This is a genomic window from Seinonella peptonophila (assembly GCF_900129355.1).
Classification (GTDB): domain Bacteria; phylum Bacillota; class Bacilli; order Thermoactinomycetales; family Thermoactinomycetaceae; genus Seinonella; species Seinonella peptonophila.
This window is the reverse complement of record NZ_FQVL01000001.1, coordinates 649366-664514: the sequence shown is the minus strand read 5'-3', so window position 1 is coordinate 664514 and position 15149 is coordinate 649366. Positions and strand designations below refer to the sequence as shown.

General features: G+C 39.3%; 14 protein-coding genes. 13 read left to right on the top strand and 1 reads right to left on the bottom strand.

Annotated features, from left to right (window positions below; translation table 11 throughout):
• The first annotated feature begins 132 nt into the window (after positions 1-132).
• The 4 genes from lon to BUB71_RS03240 all read left to right on the top strand — a co-directional run bounded on the left by lon (position 133) and on the right by BUB71_RS03240 (position 5070).
• Positions 133-2481 carry an endopeptidase La gene (gene lon / locus BUB71_RS03255; protein ID WP_073151905.1) on the top strand — a complete coding sequence of 783 codons (2349 nt, stop codon included), beginning with the start codon at positions 133-135 and terminating at the stop codon, positions 2479-2481.
• A complete protein-coding gene (gene yihA, locus BUB71_RS03250) occupies positions 2462-3055 on the top strand; it encodes a ribosome biogenesis GTP-binding protein YihA/YsxC (protein ID WP_073151902.1) in 594 nt (197 codons plus the stop codon). Before lon ends, yihA begins: the two co-directional genes overlap by 20 nt.
• A 104-nt stretch (positions 3056-3159) precedes the next feature.
• The gene (locus BUB71_RS03245; RefSeq protein ID WP_073151899.1) at positions 3160-4260 is read left to right on the top strand and encodes a D-alanine--D-alanine ligase; all 1101 of its coding nucleotides are present in this window, start codon (positions 3160-3162) and stop codon (positions 4258-4260) included.
• 15 nt (positions 4261-4275) lie between these two features.
• Entirely contained in the window at positions 4276-5070 is a 795-nt protein-coding gene (locus BUB71_RS03240) for an ABC transporter ATP-binding protein (RefSeq protein ID WP_073151896.1), read from the top strand.
• An 8-nt stretch (positions 5071-5078) separates the two neighbouring features.
• On the opposite strand, the gene BUB71_RS03235 is transcribed toward BUB71_RS03240, so the two are convergent.
• Positions 5079-5552, bottom strand: a complete 474-nt coding sequence (locus tag BUB71_RS03235; RefSeq protein WP_073151774.1) for a hypothetical protein — start codon at positions 5550-5552, stop codon at positions 5079-5081.
• Positions 5553-5779: 227 nt separating this feature from the next.
• On the opposite strand from BUB71_RS03235, the gene hemA reads away from it, so the two are divergent.
• From hemA to BUB71_RS19375, 9 genes are all read left to right on the top strand, one after another.
• Positions 5780-7114, top strand: a complete 1335-nt coding sequence (gene hemA, locus BUB71_RS03230; RefSeq protein ID WP_073151771.1) for a glutamyl-tRNA reductase — start codon at positions 5780-5782, stop codon at positions 7112-7114.
• Between the two features lie 15 nt (positions 7115-7129).
• Positions 7130-7936 carry a cytochrome C assembly family protein gene (locus BUB71_RS03225; protein WP_073151768.1) on the top strand — a complete coding sequence of 269 codons (807 nt, stop codon included), beginning with the start codon at positions 7130-7132 and terminating at the stop codon, positions 7934-7936.
• Positions 7937-7954: 18 nt separating this feature from the next.
• Positions 7955-8617: a precorrin-2 dehydrogenase/sirohydrochlorin ferrochelatase family protein gene (locus tag BUB71_RS03220; RefSeq protein WP_073151764.1), complete on the top strand. Its 663-nt coding sequence runs from the start codon at positions 7955-7957 to the stop codon at positions 8615-8617.
• Positions 8614-10149: a uroporphyrinogen-III C-methyltransferase gene (gene cobA / locus BUB71_RS03215; RefSeq protein ID WP_073151761.1), complete on the top strand. Its 1536-nt coding sequence runs from the start codon at positions 8614-8616 to the stop codon at positions 10147-10149. Before BUB71_RS03220 ends, cobA begins: the two co-directional genes overlap by 4 nt.
• Positions 10146-11117: a porphobilinogen synthase gene (gene hemB, locus BUB71_RS03210; protein WP_073151757.1), complete on the top strand. Its 972-nt coding sequence runs from the start codon at positions 10146-10148 to the stop codon at positions 11115-11117. Before cobA ends, hemB begins: the two co-directional genes overlap by 4 nt.
• A gap of 5 nt (positions 11118-11122) precedes the next feature.
• Positions 11123-12166 carry a siroheme decarboxylase subunit alpha gene (gene ahbA, locus BUB71_RS03205; protein WP_245815497.1) on the top strand — a complete coding sequence of 348 codons (1044 nt, stop codon included), beginning with the start codon at positions 11123-11125 and terminating at the stop codon, positions 12164-12166.
• A complete protein-coding gene (hemL, locus tag BUB71_RS03200; RefSeq protein ID WP_073151753.1) occupies positions 12150-13448 on the top strand; it encodes a glutamate-1-semialdehyde 2,1-aminomutase in 1299 nt (432 codons plus the stop codon). The genes ahbA and hemL overlap by 17 nt, the downstream gene beginning before the upstream one ends.
• A gap of 152 nt (positions 13449-13600) precedes the next feature.
• Positions 13601-14602: a LysM peptidoglycan-binding domain-containing protein gene (locus BUB71_RS03195; protein WP_073151750.1), complete on the top strand. Its 1002-nt coding sequence runs from the start codon at positions 13601-13603 to the stop codon at positions 14600-14602.
• Positions 14603-14979: 377 nt separating this feature from the next.
• Complete coding sequence (locus tag BUB71_RS19375) at positions 14980-15141, top strand: hypothetical protein (protein WP_175552267.1); 162 nt, start codon at positions 14980-14982, stop codon at positions 15139-15141.
• Positions 15142-15149 lie beyond the last annotated feature (8 nt).

Here is a 15149-nt window from a genome sequence, read left to right as displayed (position 1 = left end):
TTGGTAAACCTGCTTTTTTACTATGGTATGTGCTTTGGGTTATATGCGCTAATCATGGACAAAAAAAAGCGAATAGGATAAAATCACAATGTTAATCGGTTCCTTATGTAAGACAGCAATGGAGGTGCATATATGGCTGTAAATAAAGAGGAACGATATCTGCCACTCCTCCCCTTGCGTGGATTACTCGTTTTTCCAGCAATGGTACTACATCTTGATGTAGGGAGAGAAAAGTCGGTTGAAGCCTTGGAAAAGGCGATGGTGGATGAGGGCATGATTCTATTGGCAACTCAAAAGGAGATTCACATCGAAGAACCGTCTCCTGAGGATATCTATCAAGTAGGAACCGTTGCCCGTGTTCGACAAATGTTAAAGTTACCTAATGGAACCATGCGCGTTTTAGTGGAAGGATTAAAACGTGCTCGAATCGAACGTTTTCTGGATAATGAAACGTATCATAATGTGATGATTGAAGAATTATCTGAAGTAGAACATGATGATTTGGATACGCAAGCATTGATGCGTTCAGTCTTAGATCATTTTGAAAGTTATTTACGGTTATCTAAGAAAATTTCCCCAGATGTTTATACTGCGGTTGCTGATATTGAAGAGCCTGGACGATTAGCTGATTTGATCGCTTCCCATTTACCACTGAAAATATCAGATAAACAAGCTTTATTAGAGCAGTTAGATGTTCAACAGCGATTAAATCAATTGCTAGATATTATTAACAACGAAAAAGAAGTACTCGAACTTGAGCATAAAATTAGTTCGCGGGTAAAAAAGCAAATGGAAAAGACCCAGAAAGAATACTATTTGCGCGAACAGATGAAAGCGATTCAACATGAGTTAGGTGAAAAAGAGGGTCGCTTAGGAGAAGTTGAAGAACTTCGTGAACAACTTGCAGCATTGGAGGCACCAGACGATGTAAAAGAAAAAGTAGCAAAAGAGATTGATCGTCTGGAGAAGGTACCAACTAGCTCTGCAGAGGGTGGTGTCATTCGAACTTATGTAGAATGGTTACTTGAGTTACCTTGGCAGAAAGAAACAAAAGATGACTTGAGCATCCAAAAGGCGGAGCAGGTACTGAATGAGGATCATTATGGTTTAGAAAAAGCGAAAGAGCGAGTCTTGGAGTACTTGGCAGTTCAACGGATGGTTAAGAAATTAAAAGGACCGATCTTATGTTTTGTAGGACCGCCAGGTGTCGGAAAAACATCTTTAGCTCGTTCCATTGCACGTGCTTTAGATCGAAAATTTGTCAGAGTTTCTTTAGGTGGTGTTCGTGACGAAGCGGAAATTCGGGGACATCGGAGGACATACGTTGGGGCAATGCCAGGGCGAATTATTCAAGGAATGAAAACGGCGAGTAGTGCAAACCCTGTCTTTTTGCTCGATGAAATCGATAAGATGGCAATGGATTTTCGCGGGGATCCAGCCTCAGCTTTATTAGAAGTGTTAGACCCAAATCAAAATGCTACATTTAGTGATCATTATGTGGAAATTCCATATGATCTTTCAAAAGTTATGTTTATTACAACAGCAAATACCATGCATAATATTCCGCAGCCTCTTTTAGATCGCATGGAATTGCTTTATATCTCTGGCTATACCGAATTAGAAAAGGAATTTATTGCAAAAGACTACTTGATTCCTAAACAGTTAAAAGAGCATGGGCTAACAAATGATCAAATTAAAATTCGAATGGATGCTGTTCGAAAGTTAATTCGAAATTATACACGTGAAGCTGGAGTGCGAAATTTAGAGCGGATGATTGGAACATTATGCCGTAAAGCGGCAAAGCAGCTAGTCTCCGGCAAGAAAGAGCGAATTACCATTACTGCTCGTAGTTTGCAAAAATCTTTGGGCTCGATTCGCTATCGTTATGGTGTAGCAGAGCAAGAGGATCAGATTGGGGTAGTAACCGGACTTGCTTGGACTGAGGCAGGTGGAGATACACTTTCTGTGGAAGCTTCTGTAATGCCGGGTACCGGAAAATTAACCCTAACTGGACAATTGGGTGACGTCATGAAAGAGTCTGCTCAAGCAGCTTTTAGCTATATTCGCTCAAGAGCGGATGATTGGGGAATTGACACTCAGTTCCATAAGAAGAATGATATCCATATCCATATTCCAGAAGGAGCTATTCCAAAAGATGGTCCATCTGCAGGTATTACAATGGCAACTGCTTTAATTTCAGCATTGACAGGAATTCCTGTTTCCAAAGAAGTAGCAATGACAGGCGAGGTCACTTTACGAGGCCGTGTATTGCCGATTGGAGGACTAAAGGAAAAATCACTAAGTGCTCATCGTGCAGGAATTAAAAGAATTATTTTTCCTTATGAGAATGAAAAAGATCTCGAAGAGATTCCAAAGAGTGTACGGAAAGATTTATCTTTTCTTCCGGTCAGTCAAATGGATGAAGTTTTAAAATTGGCCCTGATAAGGAGTCCGCTTGAACATGAAAGTAATCAAGTCTGAATATGTGTTGAGTGCAGTAAAGCCTGCCCAATATCCAGATGATGCCCTGCCAGAGTTTGCTCTGGCTGGGCGTTCCAATGTAGGAAAGTCTTCTCTAATCAATTGTATGTTGCAACGTAAGAATTTAGCCCGGACAAGCTCAAAGCCAGGAAAAACCCAGACAATTAATTTTTATCGCATCAATGATCTTTTCTATTTTGCTGATGTTCCTGGTTATGGGTTTGCAAAAGTTCCAAAATCAGTAAGGAATTCATGGCAAAAAATGATGGAGACTTATTTTACAAAACGTGAAACATTAAGGGGAATGATTCAACTAGTCGATATCCGCCACGCGCCCTCACGTGAGGATCAACAAATGTATCAATTCCTTCGGTATTTGGAGTTACCTATTATGGTTGTTGCAACCAAAGTGGATAAAATCTCACGTAATAAATGGAATAAACATGCAAAAATCGTAAAAGATACTTTGCAAATGTCGAAAGAGCATCCTTTGATTCTTTTTTCATCTACAACGAAAATGGGTAGAGATGAATTATGGCAGCGACTAGAAGCGTTGCTTGAGGATACGGATTGACAAAAAAATAATTAATTTTTTATGCTTTTTTCAGGACTTATTATTTATTTAAATTCACAGCAAGTTACATACATTGTTTAAGCAACGGAGAGGGGACAAAAAGAATGACAAAAGAAAAAATTTGTGTAGCAATTCTTTTTGGAGGGAAATCGGGAGAGCATATTGTGTCTCACCTTTCAGCATCTTCAGTTTTTAAAGCAATTGATAAACAGAAATATCAGGTTTTGCCTGTAGGGATTACAGAAACAGGTGATTGGAAATTTGCTGAACAAGCGTTCGAAATGTTACAAGAATATTTGGAGCCCACTGAAATCGAGCAACTCAGAGAGCAACTACCACCTGGTTTTTCAAATCGTAATGGACAAGTCTTCTCACTAACCGACCGTGATCAAATTGATATTGTCTTCCCAGTGCTACATGGTACCTTTGGTGAAGATGGAACAGTACAGGGATTATTAGAGATGTTAAACCTTCCTTATGTGGGAGCAGGTGTATTGGCATCTTCTGTTTCGATGGATAAAGTAACTACTAAGACGATTTTTGATCAAGTAGGTTTAAATCAAGTAAAGTATCTATGGTATTATTCAGCACAAATAAAAACAGAAGAAGAACGATTCATTACAGAGATCGAGGAGGAAATCGGGTATCCATGCTTTGTAAAACCTGCTAATCTTGGTTCTAGTGTAGGGATCTCAAAAGCAAACACAAGAGAAGAACTGAAGAGTGCGTTAAGATTAGCGATTGAATTTGATCGAAAAATTTTGATCGAACAAGGTGTTATAGCGCAAGAAGTTGAAGTAGCTGTTTTGGGAAATGAACAACCTAAAGCCTCAGTACCAGGAGAAATCGGGGGAGGTAACGAATTTTTCGATTACGAAGCCAAATATTTTGACGAAGAACAGTTGTTTATTCATATTCCTGCCGAAATTTCGGAGACGCAGACCGAGATTGTGAGAGAGATGGCATTGAAAGCATATTCTGCTGTAGATGGGTCAGGATTGGCACGGGTTGATTTTTTTGTACGTCAAGACTCAGGTGAGATTCTGATTAACGAAATCAATACATTGCCAGGTTTTACTGAACATAGCATGTATCCGAAGGTATGGGCACATGCGGGAATATCTTATCCAGAATTGATTGATCAATTAATCGAATTAGGATTACAGCGATATGCTCAAAAATCACAACTTCGCACAAAAGTTTAGAAAGAAGGGGCTCCTGTGTCGAAAAGAAGACTTTTTTTGGATCAGGTATCGTGGAAACGTGAAGAGCGCTGGATACTAAAACAGATCACTTGGGACGTCCAGGAAAATGAACATTGGGCAATTGTGGGACGAAATGGAGCCGGAAAAACAACGCTATTACAAATGATTACAGGGTATCTATGGCCAACAAAGGGTCGTGTAGAAGTATTAGGTGCGCGATTTGGTGAAGTTGAAATCCAAAAAGTGCGCCAACGGATCGGGTGGGTAAGCTCTTCTTTGCAGCAACAACTTCATGCTCAGGATCGTGTGCTTTCGATTGTTTTAAGTGGAAAATATGGGTCATTGCGGCTATATGATCAAATCGAAAAACAGGATGAACAAACTGCGCTTGAATTGCTAGATATGTTTGGATTGACACCTCTTTCCTCACAGTCGTATGGAACCTTATCACAGGGTGAACGACAAAAGGTGCTGATCTCACGTGCAATGATGGCGAACCCCGAGATATTGATTTTCGATGAGCCTTGTACAGGCTTAGATATCTTGGCTCGAGAACAGGTATTAAAGATGATTAAACGAATTGCACAGCAGCCCAATCCGCCGACTATGATCTATGTTACGCATCATATTGAAGAGATTGCTTCTTGTTTTGGCCATACACTTTTGCTTAAAGATGGCCAAGCTGCGAAGTCAGGGCCAACTGCTGAAGTTCTAACTTCTGATGGGCTGAGTCAATTTTTTGAAGTACCATTAGTAGTAGATCATGAACAAAATAGATTTTGGATTCGTTTGGGAGCCAATGTGTTATAGGCTCCTTTTTACTTGCGAAAAAGAAAATAAATCCCTAAACCCAGTATGAAAACAGGCCAGTATGTGTTTAAAAGTGGTGCAATTGGGGCAAGTACTGATACATCACGTAATCCAGGCCAAGCACATAACCCACTTAAAATGAGAATGATTGCAACTGAAATTGCTAAATGATGTTTAGATACGAGATAATGCAAAAAGATTACAATACCAAACATTACAATAAGGATACTCCAATGAGTTGGCCAATTAATAATATTTTGCATTCCCCAAATAAAGAGACCAACTGAAGCGGCAATTCCTGCAATTAATACTAATTGAGCATTTTCTTTAATAAATCCTATAAATACAAGTAGTGAAGCAATAAAAAAAAGAATAAAAGGCCAAGTTATAAAAGATGAGATCGGCGCTTTACCTGTTTGATACAACAAAAGCAATGCGCTAAAAAAGACTAAAAAAAAGCCAATGAACTTCTTTTGTGGCAAGGTAGCAACCTCCTTTGTCTATCTTCTGTTTATCTTAACATACTGTATGATTTGTTAGTGTGTAGCTAATTTTAAAATTCTACCAATGAAGTGATTTCCCTTCAAAATCTGTTCACACCCTGCTACTAGGGTTTGTTTTTACTATGCTATAATGGGCATGATTCATAGAATAGAAGAAATCAAGTAATACGATATCATTCTTTTTATGACAGTTTGGAGTGAGAAAAATGCACATTCTTGTGATGGGATGTAATCATCAAACAACACCAATTGAATTACGAGAGAGATTCACCTTTGCTGATGATCGTTTAGCGTTGGCTCGCCAGCACTTGCGACAAATGAAAAGCATCCTTGAATGTGTCATTGTCAGCACTTGTAATCGAATGGAACTTTATGTGGTCTGTGATCAATTACATACAGGTGAGTATTATAGCAAAACATTTTTAGAAGAGTGGTTTCGTATTCCCAGAGAAGACTTTCAAGAATATCTTTATTGCAAACAAGATCAAGGTGCAGTAAATCATATGCTTCGTGTTGTAGCAGGTTTGGATTCGTTAGTGATTGGTGAAACGCAGATTTTAGGCCAGATTAAGAGATTCTTTTTGGATGCGCAAGAACAGGGCACAACAGGAACTTTATTTAATACGTTGTTTCGTCAGGCAATTCAATTTGGCAAACGTGTTCATACAGAAACAAGTATTGGTAAAAACCCTGTTTCTGTTAGCTATGCAGCAGTTGAGCTAGCGAAAAAAATCTTTACCTCCCTTGCAAATAAGAAAATATTGTTACTTGGTGCTGGTAAGATGAGTGAACTTACAGCAAAACATTTTGCTGATGCTGAGGCTTCGCAAATTTTTGTTATCAATCGTACATTTGAACGAGCAAAAAAAATGGCTGGTATCTTCCAAGGAGAGGCTCGAGCTTGGGCAGACTTGGCGACTACTCTACGAGAAGTTGATATTGTTGTTAGTTCTACAGGAGCTTCAGAGTTAGTGGTTACAAAAGAAGAATTTGCCCCGATCTTAGCAAAACGGCGAGAATCATTATTTTTAATTGACATCGCTGTACCTCGTGATATTGATCCAAAACTACATCAACTAGATAACGTATTTTTATATAATATAGATGATTTACAGGAGATTGTAGCTAAGAATTTAAAATTACGACAGCAAGAAGCATCGCGAATTGAGGAATGGATTACAACAGAGGTAGGTAAATACTTTGATTGGCTAAATACGCTTGGCGTGATTCCATTGATCGACTCATTACGTCAGAAAGCTCTAGGAGCACAAGAAGAAGTCATGCAGCGCATTGAGCGCAAACTCCCTGATCTAACAGAGCAAGAACGACGGATCATTCGTAAACAAATGAAGAGCTTAATCAATCAGTTTTTACGAGATCCGATTGTAAGAGTGAAAGAACTTGCCGCACAGCCGGATCGGGAGCAGATATTTACTTTATTTGCTCATTTGTTTGCTCTTGAAGAAGAAGGATTGGAGGGATCTAAGGAAGAGCCGGCTCAATTTGCGAAAAGCCGTTTATCTTCTTCAACATCTATTTAACGGGAGAAGAGTTTTATGTCAGATGGTTGGTTATATAATTTTTTCATTTACCTATTTGGTTTCAATCTGCTATTTGCATTAACTTATTTTTTCTCTCCCCAAACACGACTTCGTCAAGTTACAATTTCCTTCACAATCGTTGCTTGGGGTATGGAGTCGTTATTATTTATTTTATGGTTGATACAACTTTTCTCGTTTCAAGGTTTTGAAAGTTTCTTTCTCTATTCATGGGCTATGTTAACTGGATCATTGATTTGTCTTTACTTTGTAAAATTAGATGTACTTTTGGTTTTTGCCAACTTCTTTTGTTTTCTTGTCTGGCTGCAACATTTAATTTTTCCTCGCAGTGATTTTTTAATAACAGAACTGATGATGTCAAAATGGGTATTTATCCATGTTGTAATGGCGATGGTAGCTTATGCAGCATTTTCATTATCAAGTTGTAGCGCAGGCATGTACTTATTTACTAATTACTTATTGAAGAAAAAGAAATGGCACTCTATTTTACGTCTTTTACCTAGTTTGGGACAGGTTCAGTTAATATCCAAACGATTGATGCAAATTGGGCTTACCTTACTTTTATGTTCATTAATCCAAGGTTTTTGGATTGCTTATCAACGTATGGATCATTCCATTTTCTTTGATCCTAAAACGATTGGATCTATTATTATTTTAATCGTGTATACTTGTATACTTTTGTATTGGAAGATGAAAGGATGTCAAAATCGAAAGCTAGCTTGGTGGAACTTTTTGTCCATACTGTTGTTAATGGTAAATTATTATTTTTTAAATACTAGCTTTTCATTTCACAATTGGGTGTAGAAAAGAGGATTCCCAAAAATGACAAAAATGTATCCGATGATGATCAGCTTAACAGATCGTAATTGTTTAGTAGTAGGAGGTGGTAGAGTTGCTGAGCGTAAGGTGCATTCACTAATCGAAAGTGGTGCCCGCGTGAAGATTGTAAGTCCTACCATTACAGAATCCTTAAAGCAGCAAGTAAAAAAGGGGAATTTGCAGTGGGAACAAAGACTTTATCATTCGAATGATGGACAGGACGCCTTCTTAGTAATTGCTGCTACAGATTGGCCCCATGTGAATAAAACAGTTTATGAGGATGCGATCAAGAGAAATCAATGGATTAATGTGGTCGATCAACCAGAGCTCTGTAACTTTACTGTTCCTTCAGTGATGAGACAAGGTAAGTTAACAATTGCTATTTCAACGCAAGGGGCAAGTCCTATGTTTTCCAAACGAATTCGCCAAGATTTGGAACAGCAATATGGAGATGAGTTTTCGCTATACATTGATTTATTAGGAGAAGCAAGGAAAAAGGTGCAACAACGTATTACAGATCGGAAAGAACGTCAGCGTTTATTACAGGAATTAATGTCGGATGATTGGCTTGATCTATGTCGCTATTATCCTACAAAAGTGATGGATTATTTTCAAGCTTGGTTACAAGAGCAGATCGAGGGTCAGAGGGGAGGGAAAACGTCATGAGTGGCAAGGTTTATCTGGTAGGTGCTGGGCCTGGTGATCCTGGTTTAATCACATTAAAGGGTAAGAAAGCCATTCAGGAAGCAGATGTATTAGTATATGATCGTTTAGCACCTAGACAATTGCTAGAATACGCCAAGCCGGGCGCAGAGCGGATATATGTCGGTAAGCTACCTGATCGTCATACCATGACACAAGATGAGATCAATCAGTTATTGGTTGAAAAAGCTGCTGCTGGTTCGATTGTGACACGATTAAAGGGAGGAGATCCATTTATTTTTGGACGCGGTGGCGAAGAGGCAGAGGCGCTCGTGGCTGCAGATCTTCCGTTCGAAGTTGTGCCTGGTATTACTTCAGCAGTTGCTGTTCCCGCTTATGCTGGGATTCCTATTACTCATCGTGATTTTAATTCATCGTTTGCTATTGTAACAGGACATGAACGTCCAGAAAAGGAATCATCATCCATTCATTGGGCTTCATTAGCTACAGCAACAGAGACGATTGTATTTTTAATGGGGGTTAAAAATCTACCATATATATGTCAGCAATTGATCGATCATGGACGAGATAGCCAAACTCCGATTGCACTTGTTCGTTGGGGTACTCGAATTGAACAAGAAACATTGGTGGGCACACTTGGAAATATTGTAGAAAAAGTTGAGAAAAATAACTTTCGCTCTCCTGCTGTTATCATTGTAGGACAAGTTGTACAACTAAGGGAAAAGCTGCAATGGTATGAAAAAAAGCCTTTGTTTGGCAATCGCATTCTTGTTACAAGAGCTAGAACGCAAGCAAGTCAATTATCTGATCGCATTCGTGAGCTGGGTGGGGAGCCAATTGAATTCCCAGTAATTGAAATGAAAGAATCTACTGATCAAGCTGCGATTCATGATGCGATGCAAAAGTTATCAATCTTCGATTGGGTAGTTTTTACTAGCGTAAACGGTGTTCAATACTTTTTCGATAGCTTAAAACGAAATCAAGTTGATATTCGTAGAATGGAGAAAGCTCAGATTGCAGCAATTGGTCCAAGTACTGCTCAAGCATTACAAGAAAGAGGTTTATTGATTGACCAGCTCCCATCAGAGTACCGCGCAGAAGCGCTTGTAGAGGCACTACAAGAGAAAATAAAAGCAGGCGATCAAGTACTTTTACCTCGTGCCAATATTGCACGGCAGTATTTAGTAGATGCTTTGACCAAGCTAAATGCGGAAGTGACCGATCTTTCCATATATCAAACAGAGATCAATACCCATTATGCGAAACAGATCATTCAACGTTTGGAACAAAAAGAAATTGATATCATCACGTTTACTAGTTCTTCAACAGTACATAATTTTATTCAGTCTTTAAAAGATCATCTTGATAATTGGCGATCATGCATTGCGCATGCGTCATTAGTCTGTATTGGTCCTGTTACTGCTCAGACACTGTCTGAGTATGGGGTAAAAGCAGATGCAGTAGCGAAAACCTACACCATAGATGGGTTGTTAGAAACAATTCAAAATGATGTACAGATGGGGGTAGTCAAATGAACTCATTTATTCGACATCGACGACTTCGTCGGAACGATGCTATTCGAACTATGATTCGCGAACATCATGTTCGTGTTGATGATTTGATTTATCCGCTTTTTGTAGTGGAAGGTAAGGGTATGAAAAACGAGATACACTCAATGCCTGGTATTTATCAATATTCACTTGACCAATTGGAAACTGAATTAAATGAGCTAATGCAATTGGGCATTTTGTCGATCATGGTCTTTGGTGTGCCTCTTGAAAAGGACGAACAAGGCAGTCAAGCTTATCATAGTCATGGAATCGTGCAAGAAGCGATTCGATGGATCAAAGAAAGGTTTCCTCAGTTCTATGTGATTGCGGATACTTGTCTCTGTCAATATACATCTCACGGTCATTGTGGTGTAGTAGAAAATGGTGAAGTGTTAAATGATCCCTCCCTTTCTCTTTTAGCGGCTACTGCAGTATCACAAGCTGAAGCTGGTGCTGACATGATTGCACCTTCCAATATGATGGATGGGTTTGTTGCTGAAATACGGTTAGCATTAGACCAACATGGGTATGAACATATTCCGATATTGTCTTATGCTGTGAAGTATGCTTCAGGATATTATGGGCCCTTTCGTGACGCTGCGCAGTCAAAACCTCAGTTTGGAGATCGACGAAGCTATCAGATGGACCCAGCAAATGCACGTGAGGCGATGAGAGAGGCAACATCTGATATAGCTGAAGGTGCAGATTTATTAATGGTTAAGCCAGGGCTTGCTTATCTGGATATTATTTATCGAGTTCGTGAAGCTTTCTCATTACCGATTGTTGCCTATAATGTGAGTGGAGAATATGCGATGGTGAAAGCAGCAGCAAAAGAAGGTTGGATCGACGAGCGGAAAGTGGTAGAAGAGACATTAGTTGGTTTTAAACGTGCAGGAGCTGATTTGATCTTAACTTATCATGCAAAAGATATGGCGAATTGGCTGAAAGGATGAGGAAAATGAACGAATTGGATAAAATGTTACTCAATCGACTACAAGCTGGAATCGAGCTAGTACCCAATCCATTTCAAGTACTGGCGGAGCAGTTAGAAATAGATGAGTCAACAGTTATAGAACGAGTGAAAGCGTTAAAAGGTGATCCCATCAGACAAATTTCTGCTATTTTTGATACGAGAACCTTGGGTTATAAGTCAAGTTTGGTTGCTGCAAAGATTCCTGAGGAGCGTTTGGATGAAGCGGCAGCAATGATTAATGATCATCCTGGTGTGACCCATAACTATAAGCGTAATCATGCTTTTAATCTATGGTTTACAATTGCTGTACCTCCCAATAGTCGAATTGGGCTGGAACGCACAGTTGAATTATTAGGTGAGTTGGCTCAGGTTGAATCGATTCGTTTAATGCCAACTTTGAAGTTATTTAAAATTGGGGTTCAACTTGATATGACAGGAAAAGAAGATGGTACAAAGGCAAAAGCAAAGCCAACATATAATGAAGAGGATCGTCAAAAAGCTGATAAAGTACTTACTGAATTTGATATTGCTGTTATACGTGAATTACAACGTGATTTACCGATTACGTCACGACCATTCGCTGAAAGTGCGGCAAGACTAGGTATTCAAGAAGAAGAGTTGCTCGAAGCTGGACGAAAGATGATTGAGCGGAAACAGATGCGTCGCTTTTCAGCGGTGCTTAATCATCGTAAGGCGGGTTTTCGTTTTAATGGTATGGGAGTTTGGGCAGTCCCAGAAGATCAGGTTGATTTGATCGGTCAACAGATGGCTTCGTTCAAAGCAGTGAGCCATTGTTACCTTCGACCTACCTATTCAGATTGGCCATATAACATCTTTACAATGGTACATGGACGGTCACTAGAAGAGTGTGAAAATATTCTTCAAGCGATTGAAGATGAAACCAAGGTTACAAATCGTATTACGCTCTACTCCACAAAAGAGTATAAGAAAACAAGATTACAGTATTTTACACCTGAAATGGATCAATGGGAAGAAAAGAGGTTAAAGCTGAATGGCTCTCACATTTGATAAATCGATTGCCTTTCACAAAGAGGCAGTCGAGATGATTCCCGGAGGCGTCAATAGTCCTGTACGAGCATTTCGCTCTGTTGATATGAATCCAATCTATGTAAAGGAAGCACAGGGTGCTAAAGTAGTCGATGTAGATGGTAATCCTTATATCGATTATATTGGTTCTTGGGGACCTTTGATTATAGGCCATGCACATCCTCAAGTTGTAAAGCGAATCGAACAAGCTTTGCATCGAGGGACTAGCTTTGGATTACCAACTGAGCTAGAAATTGAGATGGCAAGAGAAGTAACGAAGCGAATGCCATCCGTTGATGTAGTACGTATGGTGAATTCAGGTACTGAAGCAACTATGAGTGCGTTGCGTCTAGCACGTGCTTATACAGGACGCAGTCGCATTCTCAAATTTGTAGGTAGTTATCATGGTCATTCGGATGGTCTATTAATTCGTGCCGGTTCAGGTGTCGCAACCTTAGGTCTTCCAGATAGCCCTGGAGTACCAAAAGAGGTTGCGCAATATACGATGACGGTTCCTTATAACAACGCTGAATCTTTTACCAAAGTGATGGAGCAATATGGTAATGATGTGGCTGCCGTCATTGTAGAGCCCATTGCAGGAAACATGGGCGTGGTTCCGCCTTTGCCCGGTTTTCTGCAAACATTGAGAGAAATAACCGAAAAATACGGTACAGTGCTGATTTTTGATGAAGTAATGACAGGATACCGTGTTGATTATTACTCAGCGCAAGGATTGTACCAAGTAACCCCCGATTTGACAACAATGGGTAAGGTAATTGGCGGTGGACTTCCAGTAGGGGCATATGGAGGAAGAAGAGAGATTATGGAGCTGGTCGCTCCCCAAGGCTCTGTCTACCAGGCAGGTACATTATCTGGAAACCCACTGGCAATGGCGGCTGGATTAGCGACATTAGAACAGTTAACCGAAGAGGCTTATCAAAAGCTCGAACGAGCAGCAGCAAAGCTAGCTGAAGGTATTATACAGTCAGGACAGGAAACAAAGATTCCAGTTCAAATAAATCGTGTTGGTTCCATGGTAGGACTGTTTTTTAGCGATCAACCCGTTACGAATTATCAGCAGGCATTACAATCTAACAATGATCTTTTTCTAAAATATTATCAACAGATGGTAAACGAAGGTATTCTATTAGCACCATCACAGTATGAAGGGATGTTTGTCTCAACCGCACATACTGATGAAATGATTGAGCAAACAGTTGCTATTATTCGCCGTGTATTTAAAAAACTAGCGACAGAAAGTTAGAGAATAGAATAAAATAAAAACTCCCTCTGAAAAGAGGGTTTTTTTGTAGATTTAGATCGTTTTGGTTTTGTTATGTTCTTCCTATCCAAGTATATTACCTTTTCTATCGCATATAAATAGGGGAAATAAGGCGATCTTAGGGGGAATGCTTGTTGGAAGAGAAAGATTTTAGCCAATTGCGATTTGATATCAGTGAAAATGTTCGTTTGCATCCACAGCAAGCGGGTATTGGCTCATTGCTTGACTTGAATTTATATCCTGAGGTTGAGATTCTTGACAAAGGAAATCATCTCAAGATTCAAGGGTATTTACGCTTGAGAGGGCATTATCTTGCTGAAGATGAAGATAGGGATTCGTCAAAAGAGAGTAATTTATTAGAACTTGAACAAAATGAAGCGCAAGAAGAGATTTCATATATTATACCTGTTGAGATCACCTTGCCAGCAGATCGTGCACAGCAAGATCAATTATCGGCAGAAGTGGAGTCCTTTGATTACACAGTTCTATCTCCATTTGAGCTACAAATTGAGGCGATTTTAGCAATCGATGGTTTAATGCCTGAAGAAAGACAAAGAGCATTGGAATCTGAAGAAATTGGTGTTACCCCAACATTTTCTGGCTTAGAGGTACAGAATACATTTTCAGATGAAAATGATGATGAGCGATTAGAGGAAGAAAAGGCAATACCAACAGAAGCGGAGCAGATTATTGAGGAACAAAAAGATTTAGAAAATGTTCATGAACAACCACCTGATACAAAGGAAGAAAAAGTTGAACATGTAACAGATGAAGTGATAGATCAAAGAGCTAAACACATGAAAGAAGATTCCAGCGAAGAGGATGTTACTGAAGAAGATGTTTCCGCTGATGAGACTGAGGAATCAGCGATCGAGCAGAAAACAGAAGCAGAAGAGAAATGGTCATCTTGGTTACTGAGGGAAGGAAAAGAAGATTTTACTTCGATTCGAATGGCTATTGCCCAGCAAGAGGATACATTAGAGAGCTTAGCTGAAAAGTATGGGGTCTCTACATCACATTTACAGAGGTTAAATCGATTTTCTGAACAAGGTGGTGTTACGAAAGGGCAGATTATTCATCTTCCACAATGCAAAGAAGAAACGGCATCTCACACCCCAACTTCAAATGAGGCATGATTGATCAAATATGTCCCCATTTTAAATTCAGAAATGGGGACTTTTTAATGGACTATTTTATTTTTTTGTAAATCATTTGTTGAATACCAAAGATCGGCAGATACAGCAGTAAGGTCCAGATAATACTTTCTCCCATATGATCACCCTCTAATTTTTGGGGACTACCCAGTGTTCAACAAAAATTCCCTGAGTAAATAAAGTTGCTATTATTCAAATATATGCACCTATGTAAAATGTGTATCGTTGATTTGCCCCTAGACAGAACCCAATGAAAAGTGGAGAATAGGAATAGGCGATTTTGAGCTTTTTTCCAAAGAAGAAGCGGTCGACAAATGAGACCATTGATTTTTGGGAGATTATGGAAGGAGAATATTGCCTTGAATTTGGTTAAGTCCATGGTAAAAAAAACGTATCGTGGAATGATATTTATTATTTTTTTAAGTGTTTTGTTAATCGGTACAGTTTTGTTAATCACATTTTTGGCTGATCCGATGGCAATGTTTGAACATATAAAACAGGTGTTTGGATTAAAACACTAAATTGAGCC